The sequence below is a fragment of the Streptomyces sp. NPDC021019 genome (genome assembly GCF_044333295.1).
Lineage (GTDB): Bacteria > Actinomycetota > Actinomycetes > Streptomycetales > Streptomycetaceae > Streptomyces.
In genome coordinates this window covers 1268127-1289492 of sequence record NZ_JBIRQR010000001.1, presented here as the reverse complement: position 1 = coordinate 1289492, position 21366 = coordinate 1268127, and the positions used below count along the sequence as shown (strand labels likewise).

At 72.6% G+C, this 21366-nt stretch carries 15 protein-coding genes; 7 read left to right on the top strand and 8 right to left on the bottom strand.

Annotation, left to right across the window (positions count from 1 at the left end):
• Positions 1 to 149 precede the first annotated feature (149 nt).
• The 3 genes from ACH4RG_RS06080 to ACH4RG_RS06070 all read right to left on the bottom strand — a co-directional run bounded on the left by ACH4RG_RS06080 (position 150) and on the right by ACH4RG_RS06070 (position 7696).
• Complete coding sequence (locus tag ACH4RG_RS06080; RefSeq protein WP_398539168.1) at positions 150 to 3377, bottom strand: protein kinase; 3228 nt, start codon at positions 3375 to 3377, stop codon at positions 150 to 152.
• Between the two features lie 231 nt (positions 3378 to 3608).
• On the bottom strand, positions 3609 to 5729 hold the full coding sequence (locus ACH4RG_RS06075; protein WP_398539167.1) for a serine/threonine-protein kinase: 2121 nt from the start codon (positions 5727 to 5729) through the stop codon (positions 3609 to 3611).
• A gap of 260 nt (positions 5730 to 5989) precedes the next feature.
• Positions 5990 to 7696: a glycerol-3-phosphate dehydrogenase/oxidase gene (locus ACH4RG_RS06070; RefSeq protein ID WP_397920009.1), complete on the bottom strand. Its 1707-nt coding sequence runs from the start codon at positions 7694 to 7696 to the stop codon at positions 5990 to 5992.
• 242 nt (positions 7697 to 7938) lie between these two features.
• Here ACH4RG_RS06070 and ACH4RG_RS06065 point away from each other — a divergent pair, with 242 nt between their 5' ends.
• Both ACH4RG_RS06065 and ACH4RG_RS06060 read left to right on the top strand, forming a co-directional pair.
• The gene (locus tag ACH4RG_RS06065; protein ID WP_397920007.1) at positions 7939 to 9201 is read left to right on the top strand and encodes a nucleotide sugar dehydrogenase; all 1263 of its coding nucleotides are present in this window, start codon (positions 7939 to 7941) and stop codon (positions 9199 to 9201) included.
• A 131-nt stretch (positions 9202 to 9332) separates the two neighbouring features.
• Complete coding sequence (locus tag ACH4RG_RS06060) at positions 9333 to 10004, top strand: hypothetical protein (RefSeq protein WP_397920005.1); 672 nt, start codon at positions 9333 to 9335, stop codon at positions 10002 to 10004.
• Positions 10005 to 10076: 72 nt separating this feature from the next.
• Here ACH4RG_RS06060 and ACH4RG_RS06055 read toward each other — a convergent pair whose 3' ends face one another.
• The 4 genes from ACH4RG_RS06055 to ACH4RG_RS06040 all read right to left on the bottom strand — a co-directional run bounded on the left by ACH4RG_RS06055 (position 10077) and on the right by ACH4RG_RS06040 (position 14410).
• Positions 10077 to 11201 (bottom strand): GuaB3 family IMP dehydrogenase-related protein, encoded by a 1125-nt coding sequence (locus ACH4RG_RS06055; protein WP_097870356.1) that lies wholly within the window; start codon positions 11199 to 11201, stop codon positions 10077 to 10079.
• Between the two features lie 104 nt (positions 11202 to 11305).
• Positions 11306 to 12808, bottom strand: a complete 1503-nt coding sequence (gene guaB / locus ACH4RG_RS06050) for an IMP dehydrogenase (RefSeq protein WP_274032272.1) — start codon at positions 12806 to 12808, stop codon at positions 11306 to 11308.
• Between the two features lie 137 nt (positions 12809 to 12945).
• On the bottom strand, positions 12946 to 13521 hold the full coding sequence (locus tag ACH4RG_RS06045; RefSeq protein ID WP_397920003.1) for a sigma-70 family RNA polymerase sigma factor: 576 nt from the start codon (positions 13519 to 13521) through the stop codon (positions 12946 to 12948).
• Positions 13522 to 13798: 277 nt separating this feature from the next.
• Positions 13799 to 14410: a response regulator transcription factor gene (locus ACH4RG_RS06040; protein ID WP_003948568.1), complete on the bottom strand. Its 612-nt coding sequence runs from the start codon at positions 14408 to 14410 to the stop codon at positions 13799 to 13801.
• A gap of 453 nt (positions 14411 to 14863) precedes the next feature.
• Between ACH4RG_RS06040 and ACH4RG_RS06035 the strand changes: the two genes are divergently transcribed.
• Entirely contained in the window at positions 14864 to 15193 is a 330-nt protein-coding gene (locus ACH4RG_RS06035; RefSeq protein WP_397920001.1) for a WhiB family transcriptional regulator, read from the top strand.
• Between the two features lie 139 nt (positions 15194 to 15332).
• On the opposite strand, the gene ACH4RG_RS06030 is transcribed toward ACH4RG_RS06035, so the two are convergent.
• Positions 15333 to 16223: a LysR family transcriptional regulator gene (locus ACH4RG_RS06030; RefSeq protein ID WP_397919999.1), complete on the bottom strand. Its 891-nt coding sequence runs from the start codon at positions 16221 to 16223 to the stop codon at positions 15333 to 15335.
• 80 nt (positions 16224 to 16303) lie between these two features.
• Here ACH4RG_RS06030 and ACH4RG_RS06025 point away from each other — a divergent pair, with 80 nt between their 5' ends.
• The 4 genes from ACH4RG_RS06025 to ACH4RG_RS06010 all read left to right on the top strand — a co-directional run bounded on the left by ACH4RG_RS06025 (position 16304) and on the right by ACH4RG_RS06010 (position 21216).
• Positions 16304 to 16972 carry an MOSC domain-containing protein gene (locus ACH4RG_RS06025; protein ID WP_397919997.1) on the top strand — a complete coding sequence of 223 codons (669 nt, stop codon included), beginning with the start codon at positions 16304 to 16306 and terminating at the stop codon, positions 16970 to 16972.
• 224 nt (positions 16973 to 17196) lie between these two features.
• Positions 17197 to 18777: a PQQ-binding-like beta-propeller repeat protein gene (locus ACH4RG_RS06020; protein WP_397927789.1), complete on the top strand. Its 1581-nt coding sequence runs from the start codon at positions 17197 to 17199 to the stop codon at positions 18775 to 18777.
• Between the two features lie 125 nt (positions 18778 to 18902).
• The gene (locus ACH4RG_RS06015; protein WP_397919993.1) at positions 18903 to 20432 is read left to right on the top strand and encodes a multicopper oxidase family protein; all 1530 of its coding nucleotides are present in this window, start codon (positions 18903 to 18905) and stop codon (positions 20430 to 20432) included.
• A 10-nt stretch (positions 20433 to 20442) separates the two neighbouring features.
• Positions 20443 to 21216 (top strand): SDR family NAD(P)-dependent oxidoreductase, encoded by a 774-nt coding sequence (locus ACH4RG_RS06010; protein WP_397927788.1) that lies wholly within the window; start codon positions 20443 to 20445, stop codon positions 21214 to 21216.
• The last annotated feature ends 150 nt before the right edge of the window (positions 21217 to 21366 follow it).

The following is a 21366-nucleotide window of genomic DNA, read 5'->3' as shown; positions in this document are numbered from 1 at the left end:
GGCGGTGCGGCGGAACCGGGGATCGCCCACGAGACCGCACTGTGATGGTTGTCGGCACCGCACAACGCCCGTGACGGAGCAACGGCGATGACGCGTGATCAGGCCCGGGTGCGGACGGTCGCGTGCGCGCGGTCGGGTGCGACCGGCGGTCAGGTGACCCGGTACGAGGCGATGGCCTGCTCGTAGATCTCGGTGACCCTGTCCCGGTCGCTCTCGGGCCCGATGACCTGGATGACGTGGTACCTGCCGTCGACGATCATGGCGAGATTACGGACGTAGACCTCGCGCCCGCCGCTCTCCTGCCAGGTGAACTGCCCCTCGGCCATGGCCTGCCGACCGACGTCGACCCGGCGCAGACCGGACGAGGAGGACCAGGTGGAGTCGCGGAACGGCTGGAGCTCGGGCTCCTTGTCCCGCTGGTAGTCCAGCGGATCGCCTCCCCCCGCCTTCACCGTGTCCCGGCCGGGCACCACGAGGAGGGTGAACCCGTCGCTGCCGTAGCGGATCTGTCGGTCCGCGTTGGCGGGGCTGCGCTGCCAGTCCTTCGGTACGCCGACCTCGAACCCCTCCGCGTCCTCGCGGAGCGCGTAGCCGGGGGCGAGCGCCACGGCCGACCGGCTGGTCTGCGGCTGCTGCGAGCCGGGATCGGCGGACCCGCCCGCCGAGGCGGACGGCTCGGGCTCCCCCGAGGCGGGGGGCGGTGCGGCGGAGCCGGCGGGCGACGTCGGCGCTCCACTGTCCTTGCCCGGCTCCTGCTTCGGCAGGAACATCACCGCGTACGCGACGGCGGCGGCCATCAGCAGCAGGATGAGGACGAGCAGCAGCCGGCCCAGACTGCGCGGGGATGAGGACTCGCCCCGGCGCGGCGGTTCCCGCAGCACCCGGGGTCCCTTGGGCGTTCGGGGTGCGCGGGCCGGGCGCTCCTCCTCCCAGGCCTCCACGGGCATCCGCTCGGACCGGTCGGGCGGCAGCAGCGACTCCTGCCGGTCCCGCCGCTTGCCGCCACCGCGCAGCTTCGGAGGCTGCTGACGCTTCCCCTGGCGGTGCCTGCCGTGCGTCGCGCCGCCGCCGAAACGGCCCCGGCGCCGGCGGACCAACTCGCCCCGGCGGCGCACGATGGGGAGCCGGGCGGCGTCGGGCGCGGGCAGCGGCACGACGTCGGCGCCCGCCTCCGGCTCCGGCGCGGAGCGCACCAGCGAACGCAGCCAGCCGCGCAGCTCCTCGAAGTCCGGCCGCTCCGTGGGGTCCTGGCGCAGCAGCGACTCGACGACGGGCCGCAGCGGGCCGCACTCCTCCGCGAAGGCGGGCGGCTCCCCGCACACCATCTGGACGAGCTCGGCCGCGTTCTCCTCGGGGTAGGGGGCGTGGCCCTGGACGGCGCGGTAGAGCAGTGCGCCGAGCGCCCACAGGTCGGTGGAGGGGCCGATGGGGGGCGCGAGCTGCCAGTTCTCGTGGACGGGGCCCGCCTGCTCGGGGGCCCAGCGCTCGGTGACGGCTCCGACGACGGCGATCCGTGCCTGGCGGGCGCGTTCGGCGGCGAGCGGGGTGGCGGGGCCCCGGTAGACGGCGGGCTCGTCGCCGCCCGCGACGGCCTCCTCCCAGGCCCCGGGGGCGGTCCGCCCGCCCCGGGGCGGGGTGGCGCGGGCGAGCTGCTGGGGGGCCGGGGCCGCCGGGCCGGGCCGCCGGGAGTCGGCGCGCAGCGCGTCCTCGCCGGAGCCGCCCGCGGAGACGGGCCGCGCACCGGGCCCGTCGTCCCAGGTACCGGCGAGATGCACGCGGCGGCCCGGCGGCCGGGGGCCGTCCTCGTCGTCCTCGTCGTCCTCGTCGTCGTAGGGGTCCTCGGCGGGGATGCCCCAGGGGGAGGTCGGTCCGGGAGCCACGGGGGCGCCAGGGGCCGGGGCGCCGGGCGCCGGGCGCTGCGGCGGGAGGATGCCCGTGTCGGCGTCCGCGTCGGCTCCGGCTCCGGTCACGCCGCTGGTGCCGCTGCTGCCCGGGGCGGGTGTGCGCCCTTCCGGCGGCGACTTCGTGAGGTCGGCCGGGGTGCGGCCGGTCTGCTGCCGGTCCTCGGTGACCCGGGCGGCGGCCCGTGCGCCCGCCCGGTAGGCGGCGATGGCTCCGGCGCGCGCGGCCCGCAACTGGGCGGCGCTCGCGGCGCCCGGCTCGGCGGGGGGCGGCACGGCGGTGTACGGGACGGCGGGGGCGGCGGGGCGCGGGACGATCTCCTGCCCGGCGTGCGACGCCAGGGGCTCGGCTACCGGGCCGCCCGGCGGCAGGTCGTACCGGTCGCCGGACCGGTCCTCGGGTCGGTTGCCATACCGGTCCTCGGGTCGGTCGTCGTCCCTGTCGCCGTCCTTCTCGTCGTCCCGGCGCGGGGCGTAACCCTGCGGCAGCGACGGAAGGGGAAGCCCCTGGTCCGCCCGGTACGACCGGTCCGCCCGGTACGAACGGTCCACCCGGCCGCCGCCGCCGTCGCCGTCTTCATCGGCGTACTCCTGGACGTCCGCGTCGGCGTCCGCGTACTCCTGGACGTCCGCGTACTCCGCGTACTCCGCGTACTCCGCGTACTCCTGAACGTCCGCGTCCGCGTACTCCGCGTGCTCCGCGCGCTCCTCGACGGCCGCGTAGCCCTGGCCGTCGTCGACGGAGCCGTAGCCCTCGACCGGCGCGTACTCCGTTCCGCCCCTGGCCGGCGGGAGCGCGTGGGCCCCGTCGAGCTCTCTCGGCGGGGCGGCTTCGACGGCCGGGATGCCGTACGTCGAGGGGCCGGCCACCGGGTCGGTGTCGGGCGTCGGTCCGGGGGCGTATCCGCAGAGCGCCTCCTCGGCGGCGCCCGCCGCGAGACCTGTGAGCACCACGCGGCCGTCGTCGCACACCAGGACCGTGCGCACGGTGATGTTGCGGTGGGTCCAGCCGTGGGCGTGCAGCACTCGCAGGGCGGTGAGCACGTCGGAGCCGATCTCGGCCGCCCGGTAGGGGTTGAGGGGGTGTTCGGCGAGGAGGGCGGCGAGCGGACGGGCCACGACGAGCTCGCTCACTATCCACAACGAGCCCGCTTCGGCGAACACGTCGAAGACCTGGTCGAGCCGGGGGTGATCGGGTACCTGGGCAGCGGCCTGCGCGGCCTCGATCGCCCTTCGGACCGCCGGGTCCGTGCTGCGGCGGACCGCTCGCCCTGGGGCGCGTCCGGATGCGGAGGGCCGGCCGTCGGCGTCGAGCACCTCCGCGTCCACGACCTCCGGCAACGGCACCTGGCGGACCAGGACTTCCTGTCCGCTGTAGGTGTCGAACGCCCGGGTCTCGGCCAGTTCGTACCCATCGGACGGGGGCAGCGGAAGGCGGTAGCGGTCGGCAAGCACCCGACCCGCGTAGTCGTCCACGACGCCTCCCCAGAGCGCGCTCTTCCCCCGGTCACCGGAGGCGCACTTATCCGTCGGTCACGGTCATTCGGCGGACAACTGACCCGCTGTTCCGGCTGCGTACGGTCCCCGGCCTCTTACGATACGTGGCAACACGGGCCGCCGGGCCGGGTCGCGCCAACCGGTCCGCACAAACGTTTCCCATCGACCGGTCCGGGACCTTTCCGGCCGGTCGACGGGCGTGCCCAGCGGTCAGCCGGTGGGCGTGAACGTGGCGAACGCCGTCTCCCGCAGCGTCCGGCACGCGTCGCCCTCCCACTCGTCCACCTTGCAGCTGATCATGATCGAGTAACCGCGCTTGGCGTCCACCTTGAACCCCCGGTTGAGCACCTTGACCCGGACGCCGCTGTGGTTGCGCTCGAACGTCCAGTCGGCGACGGTCGGGTAGCCGTTGTACTCGACCTTCTTTATTCCGCCGTGCTCGTAGCCGTCGCTGAGGACCTTGACGCTCCCGACGGCCCCGCGCCAGGCGGCCGCCGCGTCGTCCTTGGGCGAGCTGTTGAAGTCGACCTGGACGCGGGGGAAGCTGCCCCGCTTGTCGTTGTAGATGCCGCCGGAGTTGCTGCCCGCGATGTCGGTGCGCTTGAAGCCCTCGGGCATCGCCATGGTGAAGTTGAACCGGGAGTCGGTGACCTTCTCGTACCCGGCGGGCAGGGCGTCGCCCGGGTCCGCCCCGTCCTCCTCGGCGTCGTCGGAACCGGAGTCCTCGGCGTCGGCGGAGTCGTCGGCGGACGAATCGGCGGACGGGTCGGCGGAGGCCCGGCCGTCGTCCGCGCCCTGGCCCTCCTTCTGACCGCCGCCCTTCTCGCCGGCCGAACCGCCGCCGGCGTCGGCGCCCTTGTCGTCGGCGCCGCCGGCCGAGGCTCCGGCCGAGGCGGCCTTGTCGCCGCCCCTGTCCGCGTCGTCGTCGCCGAGCGTGAGCGCGAGCACGGTGCCGAGAATGGCCAGGGCGACGACGGCCGCGATGATCGCGAGGGTGCGGCGGGGCACCACGTCGGTGATCGAGGCTCGCGTGGACGCGACCGAGGACGGCGGGCGCTGCCCGGGTACGGACCCGCTCGCCGCCGCGGACTTCGGGGCGCCGGCGGGCGCCGCTACGGCTCCCTTCGCGGTCGCCGGGGCGGACGCGGCGGGCTTCGCACCCGGGGCGGAAGCCCCGGGCGGCGACGGAGGCTTGGGCGGGGCGACGGGCGGGCCGCCGGCCGCCGCGGCCGGAGAGCCCGCCGACGCGGCGGCCGAACCCGCCGCCGCCGCGGGGGTCTTCGCGTTGCGCACGGAGCGCAGGGCTCCGCGCAGCCGGTCGCGGGAGCCTCCGCCGGACTCGCCCGACCCGGTGGGCTGCTTCGGCGGCTTCGGGGGCTTGGGCTGCTTCGGCGTCCTCTTGACGAGGGGGTCGGCGGCGGGCGCCGGCGGCAGCGCCATGATCTGGGTGGAGTCCGCGGGGGCCGGGGCGGGAACGTCGGGGGCGTTGATGACGTCGTTGAGCAACGCCCGCGCCCCGGCGTCGTCGAGGCGCTGGTCGGGGTCCCGGGCGAGCAGCCCGTAGATGACCTCGGTGAGCGGACCGGCGTTCTTCGGCGGGTCGAGCGGTTCGGTCATCACGGCCGTCAGGGTGGCGATGGCCGAGCCCTTGTCGTACGGCGGGCAGCCTTCGACGCTCGCGTACAGCAGTCCGCCGAGGGACCACAGGTCCGCGGGTGGACCCGGCTTGTGACCGCGGGCGCGCTCCGGCGAGATGTACGAGGGTGCGCCGACGAGCATGCCGGTGGAGGTGACCGACGGGTCCCCCTCGACCTGGGCGATGCCGAAGTCGGTGAGCACGACGCGCCCGTCCTCGGCGATCAGCACGTTGGACGGCTTCACGTCGCGGTGCAGGATGCCCTCGCGGTGCGCCGAGCGCAGCACGTCGAGGATGGCGAGCCCGACCTCGGCGGCCCGCCGCGGCGTCAGCGTGCCGTCCTCGCGGATCGCCTCGGCGAGCGACTTGCCCTCGATCAGCTCCATGACGATCCACGGGCGGTCGTCCTCGTCGACCACGTCGTAGACGGTCACCGCGCTGTTGTTGCGGATCCGTGCGATCGCCTTGGCCTCACGCAGGGTGCGCGTGATCAGCCGGCGCTTCTCGTCCTCGTCGATCGCCCCGGGGAACCGCAGTTCCTTGACCGCGACCGTGCGGCCGAGCGTCTCGTCGTCGGCGCGCCAGACCGTACCCATGCCGCCTCGGCCGAGCACCTCACCGAGCCGGTAGCGCCCCGCGAGGAGACGACCGTTCTTGTCCCGTTGGGGCTCCCGTGCCTGCTCCGCCTCCGACATGCGTCCCCTCTGCGATCAACCCGCCCTGGCAGAGCGTTCATTGTCCCTCACCCCGGGGCCGGTCCTGGTGCCGGGTCCGGGGTCCGCCGCACCGCGGTCCGAAGAGGGAAGCCCCCACAGCCTCCTACCAACCCGGCCTCCCCGTCCAGGCCGGACCGGCCCGCCGACGCGGCTCCACCGGGCCGGCGGAGCCCAACTGGCCCGGTGAAGGCGGGCGGTGACCACTGCAGGGAAGCTCGCGGGCCCCTGGAGGGCGTGTCCTAGATCGGCACAATGTCCGGTGCGCCGAGCCGGGCCGCGTCCGCCGTGAGGTCGTCGGGCTGCCGCTGCGATTCGCGTTCGGCCTCCACCCGCTTCTCGTAGTGCTCGACCTCCCGGTCGATCCGCCCCTCGTCCCAGCCCAGCACGGGCGCCACCAGCTCCGCGCAGAGCCGGGCGCTGCGGGTGCCCCGGTCGAAGGTCTCGATGGAGATCCGGGTGCGCCGGGTCAGCACGTCGTCCAGATGGCGGGCACCCTCGTGGGAGGCCGCGTACACGATCTCGGCGCGCAGATAGTCGTCGGCGGCGGGCAGGGGTTCGCCCAGAGTGGGGTCGGCGAGGATCAGTTCCAGAATCTCCTCGGTCATTGAGCCGTACCGGTTGAGCAGATGCTCCACCCGGGCGACATGGAGTCCGGTCCGGGCCGCGATCCGGGCGCGCGCGTTCCACAGGGCCTTGTATCCCTCGGCTCCCAGGAGCGGGGTGTCCTCCGTGACGCAGGCGGCGACCCGCTGGTCGAGTCCGTGCACCGCCTCGTCCACCGCGTCCTTGGCCATGACCCGGTACGTCGTGTACTTGCCGCCCGCCACGACGACGAGGCCGGGAGCGGGGTGGGCCACCGTGTGTTCGCGCGACAGCTTGCTGGTGGCGTCCGACTCGCCGGCCAGCAGCGGTCGCAGTCCGGCGTAGACGCCCTGGACGTCGTCCCTGGTCAGCGGGGTGTTGAGGACGGAGTTGACGTGCTGGAGGAGGTAGTCGATATCGGCGCTGGAGGCGGCCGGGTGGGCCTTGTCCAGGTCCCAGTCGGTGTCCGTGGTGCCGATGATCCAGTGTCGGCCCCAGGGGATGACGAAGAGGACGGACTTCTCGGTGCGCAGGATGAGGCCGGTGGAGGAGTGGATGCGGTCCTTGGGGACGACCAGGTGGATGCCCTTGGAGGCCCGGACGTGGAACTGTCCGCGCTCGCCGATGAGCCCCTGGGTGTCGTCGGTCCACACGCCGGTCGCGTTGACCACCTGCTTGGCCCGGATCTCGTACTCCGCGCCGCCCTCGACGTCCCGCACGAGCGCGCCCACGACCCGCTCCCCCTCGCGGAGGAAGCCGATCACCCGGGCCGCGTTCGCCACCTGGGCCCCGTAGGACGCGGCGGTGCGCACCAGCTCGGTGACGAAGCGGGCGTCGTCCATCTGGGCGTCGTAGTACTGGAGGGCGCCGACCAGGGCGTCCTTCTTCAGCGCGGGGGCGACCCGCAGGGCGTGCTTGCGGGAGAGGTGGCGGTGGACGGGGAGGCCGCGGCCATGGCCGGAGGAGACCGACATCGCGTCGTACAGCGCGACGCCGGAGCCGGCGTAGAGCCGCTCCCAGCCCTTGTGCTGCAAGGGGTAGAGGAAGGGCACGGGCTTCACCAGGTGCGGGGCCAGCCGCTCCAGGAGCAGCCCGCGCTCCTTGAGCGCCTCCCGGACCAGGGCGAAGTCGAGCATCTCCAGATAGCGCAGACCGCCGTGGATCAGCTTGCTCGACCTGCTCGATGTGCCGGACGCCCAGTCGCGCGCCTCGACCAGGCCGGTCGAGAGGCCTCTGGTGACGGCGTCCAGCGCCGTGCCCGCACCGACCACGCCCGCCCCCACGACCAGCACGTCCAGTTCGCGCTCGGCCATGGCGGCGAGCGCGACGGTGCGCTCGGCGGGTCCCAGTGTCGCTGTCCTCACTGCTGCCTCCCGGTGGATCGGGGTGGTCGGACACGGGAGTGCCACCCGGCCGAGAGGCCGGCCGCCCGTGTCCACTCCTCGATTCTGTCCGCGCTCCCCGAGTTCAGCCACCGCCTGTGGACAACACCCGGGCGACCGGAGCCACACAATGCGACATATAGGTCATATTTACGCCTAGTCTGACATTGCACTGTCCACAGCAGTTGCGATCTTCGCTCTCCGCATTTAGGGGGTCTTCCTGTATGCCCGCAGACCTCGCCGTCATCGGACTCGGTCACCTCGGCCTGCCCCTCGCCCAGGCCGCCGTGACCGCCGGGATCGACACCGTCGGTTACGACCCCGACCCACGCCCCTACGCGGAACTCGGAGCGGGCCGCAGCCCGGTCGAGGGCACCCTCACCGCGTCCGAGATCCGCCGCATGGTCTCCGGCGGCTTCCGGCCCACCACCAACGCCGCCGAGCTGGGCCGGGTCCGTACCGCCGTGATCTGCTCCCCCACCCCGCTCGGCCCCGACCGGACGATCGACCTCACCGCGCTCGGCGACGCCGCCCGCGCGCTCGCGGCCCGGCTGCGCCCGCACACCACCGTGCTGCTGGAGTCCGCCGTGCCGCCCGGCACCACCGAGAACGTCCTGCGCCCCCTGCTCGAAGAGGGCTCGGGGCTCGTCGCCGGACGCGACTTCCACCTCGCCTGCTCGCCGAGCCGGCTCGACCCCGGCAACCGCACCCACGTCCTGGCCAACACCCCCAAGGTCATCGGCGGCCTCACCCCCGCCTGCACCGAGTCGGCGGCCGCCTTCTACGGACGCCTCACCGACAAGGTCGTCCGGGCCCGCGGACCACGCGAGGCGGAGATGACGAAGGTGCTGGAGACCAACTTCCGGCACGTCAACATCGCGCTGGTCAACGAGATGGCGGTGCTCTGCCACGACCTCGGCGTCGACCTCTGGGACGTCATCCGGTGCGCCGAGACCAAGCCGTTCGGCTTCCAGCCCTTCCGGCCGGGACCCGGCGTCGGCGGACACGGCGTCCCGGTGGACCCGGGCTTCCTGCCCTACAGCACCCGCACCCCCGGGCACCCGCTGCGGATGGTCTCGCTGGCGCAGGAGATCAACGACCGGATGCCCAGTTACGTCATCCAGCGCTGCGCCACCCTCCTCAACGAGCACGGCAAGTCCGTCCGGGGGGCGCGTGTCCTGCTGCTCGGCGTCACCTACAAGCCGGACAGCGCCGACCAGGAGGCCGCCCCCGCCCGCGAGATCGCCACCCGGCTGATGGACATGGGCGCCCAGATCGGCTATCACGACCCGCACGTCCTGGACTGGCGGGTGCGCGAACGCCCCGTCCCGCGCGCCGACTCGCTGTACGAGGCGGCGGCCGCGGCCGACCTGACCGTACTGCTCCAGCAGCACCGCACCTACGACCTCCAGGGCCTCGCGGTCAAGGCCCAACTGCTCCTGGACACCCGGGGAGCCACCCCGGCGGGGGCGGCGCACCGGCTCTGAGGACGTACGGGAGGCCGAAAAGGATCGCCGGTGACCGATTCCGGTGCGTCCTGCTACCCTGCGGCGTCACAGCGCGCACACACGTGCGCAACCGCACACGCGTGCGCAGCCATCCCAGGGGGAGCCCCACCGTGAGTCAGCCCGTGCAGCCGCCGAACCAGCCCCAGCAGCCCTACGGCGGTCAGCCCGTCGACGGCAACCCGTACGCCGGCCAGCCGGGCCAGCCCGCCCCCGCCGCACCCACCGGCAACCCCTACGGCCAGCCCGCCCCCGCCGCACCGACGGGCAACCCCTACGGGCAGCAGCCCCCCGCCCCGACCGGCAACCCGTTCGCGGGTCAGCAGCCCGGCCAGAGCGCCCCGTTCGGCGGCGGCGCGCCCTTCGCCCCGGCGCCCCCGGCCCGCAACAACAACATTCTGCTCGGCGTGCTGGTCGCCCTGGGCGCGGCCGTCGTCGCGGGCATCCTGTACGGCGTGATCGCGGGCTCGATCGAGCGCGAGGTCGGCTACGCGGCGGTCGGCGTCGGCTTCCTGGTGGGCTTCGCGTCGAGCAAGGTCGGCGGCTCCAACCCGGCGGTCATCGGCGCCGCGGCCGTCTTCTCGATCGGCGCCGTCTACCTCGGGCAGCTCGTCGGCATCTCGATGGTCCTCTCCGACCTGGCGCAGATCCCCTTCTCCGAGGTCATCGGGGACCACTTCGGCACCGTGACGGACGCCTGGTCGCAGGAGGCCGACTTCATGACCTACCTCTTCCTCGCCCTCGGCGCGGCCGCCGCCGTCGGTGGCGCCAAGAAGGCCGGCTGACACCTCGCGGGACCATACGGAAGGGCCCGGATCGTCTCCACGATCCGGGCCCTTCCGCGTACGTACGGGAGGTCAGCGGCGGTGCTGCGAGTCCGCCACCGTCACCTCGACGCGCTGGAACTCCTTGAGGTCGCTGTAGCCGGTGGTGGCCATCGCGCGGCGCAGCGCGCCGAAGATGTTCATCGAACCGTCCGGCGTGTGCGAAGGACCGGTGAGGACCTCCTCCGTCGTCCCGACCGAGCCGAGGTCGACCAGCTTGCCGCGCGGCACGTCCTCGTGGACGGCCTCCATGCCCCAGTGGCGGCCGCGGCCGGGCGCGTCCGTCGCGCGGGCCAGCGGGGAGCCCATCATCACGGCGTCCGCACCGCAGGCGATGGCCTTCGGCAGGTCGCCGGACCAGCCGACGCCGCCGTCGGCGATGACGTGCACGTACCGGCCGCCGGACTCGTCCATGTAGTCGCGGCGGGCCCCGGCGACGTCCGCGACGGCGGTCGCCATCGGGACCTGGATGCCGAAGACGTTGCGCGTGGTGTGCGCCGCGCCGCCGCCGAAGCCGACGAGGACACCGGCCGCGCCGGTCCGCATCAGGTGCAGGGCGGCGGTGTACGTGGCGCAGCCGCCGACGATGACCGGGACGTCCAGCTCGTAGATGAACTGCTTCAGGTTCAGCGGCTCGGCCGCGCCCGAGACGTGCTCGGCGGAGACCGTCGTACCGCGGATGACGAAGATGTCGACGCCCGCGTCGACGACCGCCTTGGAGAACTGGGCGGTGCGCTGCGGGGAGAGCGCGGCGGCGGTGACGACGCCGGAGTCGCGCACCTCCTTGATGCGCTGCCCGATCAGCTCCTCCTGGATGGGGGCGGAGTAGATCTCCTGGAGCCGGCGGGTCGCGGACTCGACCGGCATCCCGGCGATCTCGTCCAGCAGCGGCTGCGGGTCGGCGTGCCGGGTCCACAGGCCTTCCAGGTTCAGCACGCCCAGACCGCCGAGCTCACCGATCCGGATGGCGTGCTGCGGGGAGACCACGGAGTCCATGGGAGCGGCCAGGAACGGCAGCTCGAAGCGGTAGGCATCGATCTGCCAGGCGATCGAGACCTCCTTCGGGTCCCGGGTGCGACGGCTCGGAACGACAGCGATGTCGTCGAATGCGTAAGCCCGGCGGCCGCGCTTGCCGCGCCCGATCTCGATCTCAGTCACGATGTGTGGCCTTTCCCTCTACGTCTGCGCTGACCAGTATCCCCGACACGCAGGTGAGGGGCGGACCGGAGTTCCCGGTACCGCCCCTCACCTGCGCTGACGCGTTACTTCCTGCTGTAGTTCGGTGCTTCCACCGTCATCTGGATGTCGTGCGGGTGGCTCTCCTTGAGACCCGCCGAGGTGATCCGGACGAAGCGGCCCTTGCTCTCCATCTGGTCGACGGACGCGGCGCCGACGTAGCCCATGGTCTGGCGGAGGCCGCCGACGAGCTGGTGGAGGACGTTGGCCAGCGGGCCGCGGTAGGGCACCTGGCCCTCGATGCCCTCGGGGACGAGCTTGTCGTCCGAGGACACCTCGGCCTGGAAGTAGCGGTCCTTGGAGTAGGACCGGCCCTGTCCGCGGGACTGCATCGCGCCCAGGGAGCCCATGCCGCGGTACGACTTGAACTGCTTGCCGTTGATGAACATGAGCTCGCCCGGGGACTCCTCGCAGCCCGCGAGAAGGCTGCCCAGCATCACGCTGTCCGCGCCGGCGGCCAGCGCCTTGCCGATGTCGCCGCTGTACTGGAGGCCACCGTCGCCGATCACCGGGACGCCCGCGGCGCGGGCGGCGAGAGCGGCCTCGTAGATCGCGGTGACCTGCGGGACACCGATTCCGGCGACCACGCGGGTGGTACAGATCGAGCCGGGGCCGACCCCGACCTTCACGCCGTCGACACCGGCGTCGATCAGCGCCTGCGCGCCGTCGCGGGTGGCGACGTTGCCGCCGATGACGTCGACGCCGACGCTCGACTTGATCTTCGCCATCCAGGCGAGGGCGTTGCTGTTGTGCCCGTGCGAGGTGTCGACGATCAGGAAGTCGACCCCGGCGGACGCGAGCGCCTGCGCGCGCTCCAGCGCCTCGGGGCTGGCGCCGACGGCCGCGCCGACCAGCAGACGGCCTTCGGCGTCCTTGGCGGCGTTCGGGTACTGCTCGGCCTTCTTGAAGTCCTTGACCGTGATGAGGCCCTTGAGGATGCCCGCCTCGTCGACCAGCGGCAGCTTCTCGATCTTGTGGCGGCGCAGCAGCTCCATGGCCTCCACGCCGGAGATCCCGACCCGCCCGGTGACGAGCGGCATCGGCGTCATGACCTCGCGCACCTGGCGCGACCGGTCCGACTCGAACGCCATGTCGCGGTTGGTGACGATGCCGAGGAGCTTGCCCGCCGGGTCGGTAACCGGCACGCCGCTGATGCGGAACTTCGCGCAGAGCGCGTCCGCCTCGCCGAGCGTGGCGTCGGGGTGCACGGTGATCGGGTCGGTGACCATGCCCGACTCGGAGCGCTTGACCAGGTCCACCTGGTTGACCTGGTCCTCGACCGAGAGATTGCGGTGCAGCACGCCGACGCCGCCCTGACGGGCCATGGCGATGGCCATCCGTGCCTCGGTCACCTTGTCCATGGCGGCCGACAGCAGGGGGATGTTCACCCGTACGTTGCGCGAGATGAGCGACGAGGTGTCGACCGCGTTGGGCAGGACCTCGGACGCGCCGGGCAACAGCAGCACGTCGTCGTAGGTCAGCCCGAGCGTCGCGAACTTCTCGGGCACTCCGTCGACGTTTGCAGTCATGACACCTTCCCCAAATGGCCTTGATCGGTGCGGATGTCCATGCTAACGGGCTCCACGGGCGTCTCATTCCACGATCAAGATCACTTGACTGATCTGTAGCTTCCTACAGCACCTCCGGCGGGGGCCGGCCGGAGTGCCTACTGCTCGGCGAGCGCCCGGAGCCGGCTGAGCGCGCGGTGCTGGGCGACCCGGACCGCGCCCGGGGACATTCCGAGCATCTGGCCGGTCTCCTCCGCGGTCAGCCCGACCGCGACGCGCAGGACCAGCAGCTCGCGCTGGTTCTCCGGGAGGTTGGCGAGGAGCTTCTTGGCCCAGGCGGCGTCGCTGCTGAGCAGGGCGCGCTCCTCCGGGCCGAGGGAGTCGTCGGGCCGCTCCGGCATCTCGTCGGAGGGGACGGCGGTCGACCCCGGGTGGCGCATCGCGGCGCGCTGGAGGTCGGCGACCTTGTGCCCGGCGATCGCGAAGACGAAGGCCTCGAAGGGCCTTCCGGTGTCCTTGTAGCGCGGCAGCGCCATCAGCACGGCTACGCAGACCTCCTGCGCCAGGTCCTCCACGAAGTGGCGAGCATCACCGGGAAGGCGGTTCAGCCGGGAGCGGCAGTAGCGCAGGGCGAGGGGGTGTACATGGGCCAGCAGATCATGGGTGGCCTGCGCGTCACCGTCGACGGCTTGGTGCACGAGGGCACCGATCACCGTGGTTTCGTCATCGCGCATCGGACCATGGTGCCCTGAGGCCGCCCGGTCCGCTCCACCGCGTCCTGAGTTGTGCACCGAAGCGTTATGAGCGGGTGCGCCGGATGTCATGCCCTGCGCCCTCCCCTTCCGCTCGACCGAATCGTTCCTGAGGAACTCCACGACTCAAGGATGCGTCATCGGCCGGGAAGCGTCACATGGCGCCGCCGAGCGGGCCCGGACACGGGGGTGTGGAGCCGATGGCCCGCTCCGTGACCCCGTCCGCCGGTCTGCGGACGGGTCGCGGCCGGGCCGGTCGTCAGCGGACCAGGCCCCAGCGGAATCCGAGGGCCACCGCATGGGCACGGTCCGAGGCCCCGAGCTTCTTGAACAGGCGCCGGGCGTGGGTCTTGACCGTGTCCTCGGAGAGAAACAGCTCACGGCCGATCTCCGCGTTGGAGCGGCCGTGGCTCATCCCTTCGAGGACCTGGATCTCCCGCGCGGTGAGGGTGGGGGCCGCCCCCATCTCGGCGGACCGCAGTCGGCGCGGGGCGAGCCGCCACGTCGGATCGGCCAGCGCCTGGGTGACGGTGGCCCGCAGCTCGGCGCGCGAGGCGTCCTTGTGCAGATACCCGCGGGCCCCGGCGGCGACCGCGAGCGCGACGCCGTCCAGGTCCTCGGCCACGGTCAGCATGATGATCCGGGCCCCGGGGTCGGCGGAGAGCAGTCGCCGGACGGTCTCCACACCTCCCAGACCGGGCATGCGTACGTCCATCAGAATCAGATCCGAACGATCGGCACCCCAGCGGCGGAGGACTTCCTCGCCGTTGGCCGCCGTCGTCACGCGCTCGACGCCGGGCACGGTGGCCACCGCGCGACGGAGCGCTTCTCGGGCAAGCGGGGAGTCGTCGCAGACGAGGACGGATGTCATGACCGTCCTCCGCAGCTGATGCGCGTCACCTTGAGCCTCCAGGCTGATACAAGTCGTCACCTGTGCGGTTGACCCCCTCGGACATGTGCCCGAGCCGGATATTCGTCAACCGCATCCGTTCCCTTAACGACGGTCACTCGAAAGAGTTACGGGTCGGGCGGCCGGGTTCGGCACTCTACGTGAAGGGCCGCATACGGAGGAGAACGGCGCGGGTGATTCACCCGTCAACCGAATCTTCACTCGTCGGCATGCCCTATTCGGCACTATTTCTTCCCTTTTGAGGGTGTCTGTGGCTAGATTCGCAATCAGTCATATTTACATCTACTAGCACCGCAGATGTACGGTCGAGACTTCGGTCACACCGATCACCGACGGTCCGAGCATCGGAGGCCGTCGATCACAGACGGTCGAGGATGCCGCTTCCGACGCAGCACAGCTCCGAGGGGACAAGCAATGGCAGATTTCTCCCGCCTTCCCGGACCCAACGCCGACCTGTGGGACTGGCAGCTGCTCGCCGCCTGCCGAGGCGTGGACAGCTCCCTGTTCTTCCACCCCGAGGGTGAGCGCGGTGCGGCCCGGAGTGCCCGCGAGACCTCCGCGAAGGAGGTCTGCATGCGCTGTCCGGTACGCGCCGAGTGCGCGGCCCACGCCCTGGCCGTGCGGGAGCCCTACGGAGTGTGGGGCGGCCTGACGGAGGACGAGCGCGAAGAGCTGATGGGCCGGGCCAGAACCCGGCTGATCACCGCGGCGCCCGCCGCCGGACCGGCTCCCGGCACTCCCTGACACCCGTACGCGGCAACCGAACGCAGAAACGTTTCTTCGACACCCCCGGCCAGCCGGCCCGCGACCGGCCGCAGCGGGTCCGGCCCCTCACCGCCCGTGGGTCTCGGGGCCCGGCGGGTGCCGCGGCCCTTGCGCGGTCTCAGCGGGCGGCCGTGCGCGCCAGCTGGTCCAGGGTGGCCGCCACCGCCGGGACCCGGGCCAGGTCCGGCAGGGTCAGCGCGACGATCTCGCGCTCGATCGCGGGCTCGACCGGCACGGCCCTGGCCCCCTTGGGGCGTACCGACTCGACGGCCAGCTCCGGCAGCACCGCCACCCCGAGCCCGGCCCCGACGAGCCCCATCACCGCCGGGTAGTCGTCCGTGGCGAAGTCGATGCGCGGGGTGAAGCCGGACTCCTCGCAGACCTCGACCAGCTGTCGGCGGCAGCGCGGACAGCCCGCGATCCACGACTCGTCGGCCAGTTCGCCGATGGACACGCTCGACGCCTCCGCCAGCCGGTGCCCCTCCGGGACGAGACCGATCAGCCGGTCGGTGAGCAGCGGCCGGACCACCAGGTCGTCCCATTCGCCGCCGGTGCTCCCGTAGCGGAACGCCAGCGCGATGTCGCAGTCGCCCTCGCGCAGCAGGTCCACCGAGCGCGGCGGCTCGGCCTCGACGAGCGACACCCGGGTGCCGGGGTGTGCGGCGCGCAGGGCGGCCAGCGCCCCCGGGACCAGGGTGGAGCTGCCGCTGGGAAAGGAGACCAGCCGGACCCGGCCGGCGCGCAGTCCGGCGATGGCGGCGACCTCCTCCTCGGCGGCGGTCAGCCCCGCGAGGATGCCGGAGGCATGCCGTACCAGCGCCTCGCCGGCCTGGGTGAGACGCATCTCGCGTCCGGTACGGATCAGCAGGGTGGTGCCCGCGGAGGACTCCAGGGCCTTCATCTGCTGGCTGACGGCGGGCTGGGTGCAGCCGAGTTCGCGGGCTGCGGCGGAGAACGAGCCGGTGGTGGACACGGCGCGCAGGACACGGAGGTGGCGAGCTTCGATCACCCAGCCATCATAAGAAATTCTTGGAGGCTGGGCGAATTCACGAGAGGAGACTTTGGGATCAGGGCGGTTAGCGTGACCCCATGAAGCTGCTGACCGTGAACATCGGGCAACCTCGCCCCTCCGCGCAGACCGACGGCCCGGGTGGTCTCACCGGGATCGACAAGCGACCGGTGGAGGGTCCGGTCGAGGTCCTCGACCCCGGGCCCAGGGGCGCCGGCGGCAGTGGAGTGGCCGGGGACGCGGTGTGCGACCTGCGTCATCACGGCGGCAGCGACCAGGCGGTGTACGCCTTCGCCCGTGAGGAGCTGGACGCCTGGGAGCGGGAGCTGGGCGGCCGGAAGCTGGCCAACGGGGTGTTCGGCGAGAACTTCACGACCCTGGGCCTCGACGTCAGCGGCGCGCGGATCGGCGAGCGCTGGCGGGTGGGCACGGACCTGGTGCTGGAGGTGACCTCGGGCCGCATCCCGTGCCGGACCTTCGCCCACCACCTCGGGGAGAAGGGATGGGTCCGGCGGTTCACCCGCCAGGCCGCCACCGGCGCGTATCTGCGGGTGATCGAACCGGGGGCCGTCCGCGCCGGGGACCCCATCGAGATCGTGCATCGGCCGGCCCACGAGGTCACCGCCGCCCTGCAGTTCCGGGCCGTGACGACCGAACGCACCCTGCTGCCCGCGCTGCTGGCCGCCGGGAAGGCGCTGCACCCGGAAGCGTTGCGCAAGGCGCGGGAGTACACCGCGCGGCAGGGCTGAGGCCGGGCGGACGGTCTCGTACGCGGAGGGATCGGCCGCCCGGTACCGGGAAACGGCCGCCCGGTACGGGGGAAACGGCCGTCCGGTCCGGTGACGAGGCGTCATCCGCCGCGTAGTCCGAAGACGTTGCGGCGGGAACTGGATCGGTGTGGTGCGCGTCCACCACCAGTGACCTGTGCCCGAGGAGAAGTCTTCGAGCCGAGTGGCGTCTCAGGGGGAAGACCATGCCCGACCCGCAGCAGCCCTGGTACTCCCCGGGCCCGCCGCAGCAGCCCGTTCCCGGCAACCCGTACGCCTCGGAGGGCGGCACGCCCCAGGGTTTCGGGCCGCCGACCGTGCCGACACCGCCGCCGCGTCGCCGGTTCGGCCGCGGGCCCGTCGTCGCCGCGGTCGTCGCGCTGGTGCTCGTGGTCGTGGCGGGAGGGGCGTACGCGTTCTCCGACCAGTGGCGGGATGAGCCCGCGAAGCCCGTGGCGAAGGAGTCGCCCGGCCCCTCGGGGTCGGCGTCCCCGTCCGGTACTCCGGCGGCGGGCGGCCCGGAGCTGAGCCACGTCCCGACGACGAAGGAGGTCGCCGCCGCCCGGAAGCCGGGCGAGTCGGCGGCGTGGATCGTCGACGACAGGACCGACATCCCCAAGCAGATCAACATCGTTCACGACCTGTGGATCGTCGGTGACACCGCCGTCCAGGCCCTGCACCGGAAGGTCACGGCCTACCGGCTCTCGGACGGCGCCGAGGTCTGGAACGTCGACCTGCCCTCCTCCGTCTGCGAGACACCGGCCAACCCCACGCCCGACGGCAAGGTCGTGGTCTTCCATCACGAGCGGCCCGACAACGAGCGGGGCAACCAGTGCAACCAGATGCGGATGATCGATCTGAAGACCGGGAAGCAGGGCTGGCACAAGGAGCTCGACGAGCCCGGTGACCGGGGCAACACGTTTCTCGTCTACAGCGCCATCAGCGGGGACGTCCTGTCCGTCGCGCGGAACATGCAGGCCATCACTTACCGGATGGTCGACGGGAGCAAGCTCTACGAGATCCCCCGGGAGAACGAGAAGTGCGTCCCCCAGGCCGTGGCGGGCGGCGCCGCCCGGCTGCTGGTCAGCTCCGACTGCATGATCGCCATCGACCGGAGCAAGAACTACGGCCAGCTCCGCGAGCTCGACCCGCGTACCGGCAAGGTCCTGTGGCGCTACCGGCTGAAGACCGGCTGGAGCTTCGGCAGTCTGATCTCCATGGACCCGGTCGTCTTCACCTCCTTCAACAACGAGGACAGCGCGACCGACTGGCGGATCACGGTTCTGGACCCCGGAGGCAAGCACCGCGTCACCTTCGACGCCCGGAAGAAGGGTTTCGAGGAGTGCGGCGGAGACGGGTCGGGCGGGGACATCCAGCCCTGCCGGGGCGCCGGGGTCGGCAAGGGCCTCATCATGCTGGGCGGCACCGAACAGGTCGGCGCGTACGACGTGAAGACCGGCAAGTTCCTGTGGGGCATCAAGTCCGACGAGCTGCGCAGGCTGTATCCGCTGCGCGCGGAGGACGGCAAGTCGATGCTCATCTACGAGGCCGCCACGTCGAGACGCCCCGGCCGGACCTTCCTCATGGGCCCGCGCGGCGCCGGCACGGAGACGAACGTCGTGAAGCACCCGGTGGCGACCGCGCCGTGGGAGTACGAGATGTCCATGGGGCACACGGCCTACGTCGACGGGCGGCTCGTCCTGACGTCGACGCACGTGAGCGGCGACGAGAACCACAAGCCCGTGCGGGAGGCCCGCATGCTGTCCTTCGTCCCCGCCGCGCCCTGACCGCACCGCTCCACCCCGACGGGAAGTAAGGGGTCGCCCCCGGCCGGGTCGTAGGGGCCCGCTCGGGGGCCGCTCAGGGGTCTGCCCCATGCCCGGTGGGCGGTCGGCCCGGAATGCTCGTGAGCATGGAGAAGACCAGGGCACGACGGCGGTTGAAGCGGGTGCTCATCTCGCTGGCCGTGGTGGTGAGCGTGTTCGTGGCGGCCGTCGGCGGCTCGTTCGCGTGGCTGTGGACGAGCTCGGACATCAGCACGGTGGGCAAGGTCCGCTTCGACAACGCGCTGGCGGTGCCGCCGCTCGCGCCCTCGACGGTGGACGAGGACGGTACACGCGTCTTCGACCTGCGGATGCGGGCGGGGAACACGGAGTTCCGGAAGGGCACGGCGACCCCGACCTGGGGGTTCAACGGCGGCCATCTGGGGCCGACGCTGCGGGCGGAGCGCGGCGAGCGGGTGAAGGTCCGGGTGCGCAACACGCTCGACGAGGCGTCCAGCGTGCACTGGCACGGGATGCACCTGCCCGCCGCGATGGACGGCGGACCGCACCAGGCGGTCGCGGCGGGCGGCACCTGGACTTCGCGCTGGAAGGTCGACCAGCCGGCGTCGACGCTCTGGTATCACCCGCATCCGCACGGCGCGACGGAACGGCACGTGCGGAAGGGTCTCGCGGGGATGTTCCTGCTCGACGACGAGCGCTCCGGACGGCTCGCCCTGCCGAAGACGTACGGGGTGGACGACCTGCCGGTGATGGTGCAGGACGTCACGTTCGACGGCGCGGACCTCGACCACGGGCACGGGTTCCTGGCCAACACCGGCTTCCTCGGGGAGCGGACCATGGTCAACGGCACGCTCGACCCGTACGCCGAGGTCGGCGACGAGCGCGTACGGCTGCGCCTGCTGAACGCGTCGACCGCCCGCGTCTACACCTTCGGCTTCGACGACGACCGCTCCTTCGCCCTGGTGGGGACGGACGGCGGGCTGCTGGACGCGCCGGCCCCGATGAACCGGATACAGCTCTCGCCGGGTGAGCGGGCGGAGGTCGTCGTGACGGTGCGGCCGGGCGAGCGGACGGTGCTGCGCAGCTACCCGTGGCGGGACGGGGACGGCTGGGAGCGGCGGTTCAACGGGGGCGACGACTCCTTCGACGTGCTCCAGTTGCGGGCGGCCGAGCGGCTGCGCCCCTCCCCCGCCGTCCCCGCCCGGCTGGCCGGGGACGAGGGGCTGGAGCTGCCGGAGGCCGGCGACGCCGTGCGCGGCCGTCACTTCGAGCTCCGCAGGTCGGGCATCAACGGGCGGCCGATGGCGATGGACCGGATCGACGAGACCGTCGTCCGGGGGACGACGGAGCTCTGGACGCTGCGCAACGGCGGCGACATGACCCACAACTTCCATGTGCACGACGTGCAGTTCCGGGTCCTGACCGTGGACGGGAGGCGGCCGGAGCCGGCGCTGCGGGGCCGTAAGGACACGGTGGCGGTGCCGGTGGGCTCGACGGTGCGGATCGCCCTGCGGTTCGACGGGCCGTCCGATCCGGACACCCCGTACATGTACCACTGTCATCTGCTGTCCCATGAGGACGAGGGGATGATGGGCCAGTTCGTGGTGGTGGACAAGGGGCAGCGGGCGGGTGCGCCGCCCGGTCATGCGGGGCACTAACGTGCGGCGTATGACGACTGCACTGATCACGGGCGCGACGGCGGGCATCGGGGCCGCGTTCGCGCGGCGGCTCGCGGCCCAGGGGCACAACCTGGTGCTGGTGGCGCGGGACACCGCGCGGCTGCGCGAGCAGGCCACCGAACTGCACGACCGGCACGGCATCGAGGCCGAGGTGCTGAGCGCCGACCTGTCCACGGAGGGCGGGCTCGAAGCGGTGGAGAAGCGGCTCGCGGACCGCACGCACCCGGTCGACCTGCTGGTCAACAACGCCGGGTTCGGCAACAAGGGACGCTTCCTGGAGGTGTCCATGGCCGATGAGCTGACGATGCTGAAGGTGCACTGCGAGGCGGTGCTGCGGCTGACCTCGGCGGCCGTCACCGGGATGAAGGAGCGGGGCCGGGGCGGGGTCGTCAACGTGGCGTCGGTCGCGGCGTTCGTGCCGCGCGGTACGTACGGGGCGTCCAAGGCGTGGGTCGTGCAGTTCACCCAGGGCGCGGCGCGGGATCTGGCCGGGTCGGGGGTGCGGCTGATGGTGCTGTGCCCCGGATTCGTGCGGACGGAGTTCCACGAGCGGGCCGGGATGGGCACGGACAACATCCCCGGCTGGATGTGGCTCGACGCGGACAAGCTGGTGGCGTCCGCGCTGACGGATCTGGCCCGGGGGAAGACGGTGTCGATCCCGGATCCGCGCTACAAGGCGTTGATGGGGCTGGTGAAGGTCGCTCCGCGCGGGCTGCTCGGTGGGGTCACGTCGCGGACGGGGCGCAAGTACGGTCCGCGGTAGCGCCGCACCCGGCCGCTGTGCGGCGTACGGATGCGGTACGGGTGGCCGTACGGGAGCGGCTCCACGAGCGTCCGGCGCATGGCGTGACCGGCCGGAACGCACCGAGGCCCGGCGCCCCCGTGACGGGTGGGGGCGCCGGGCCTCGGGCGT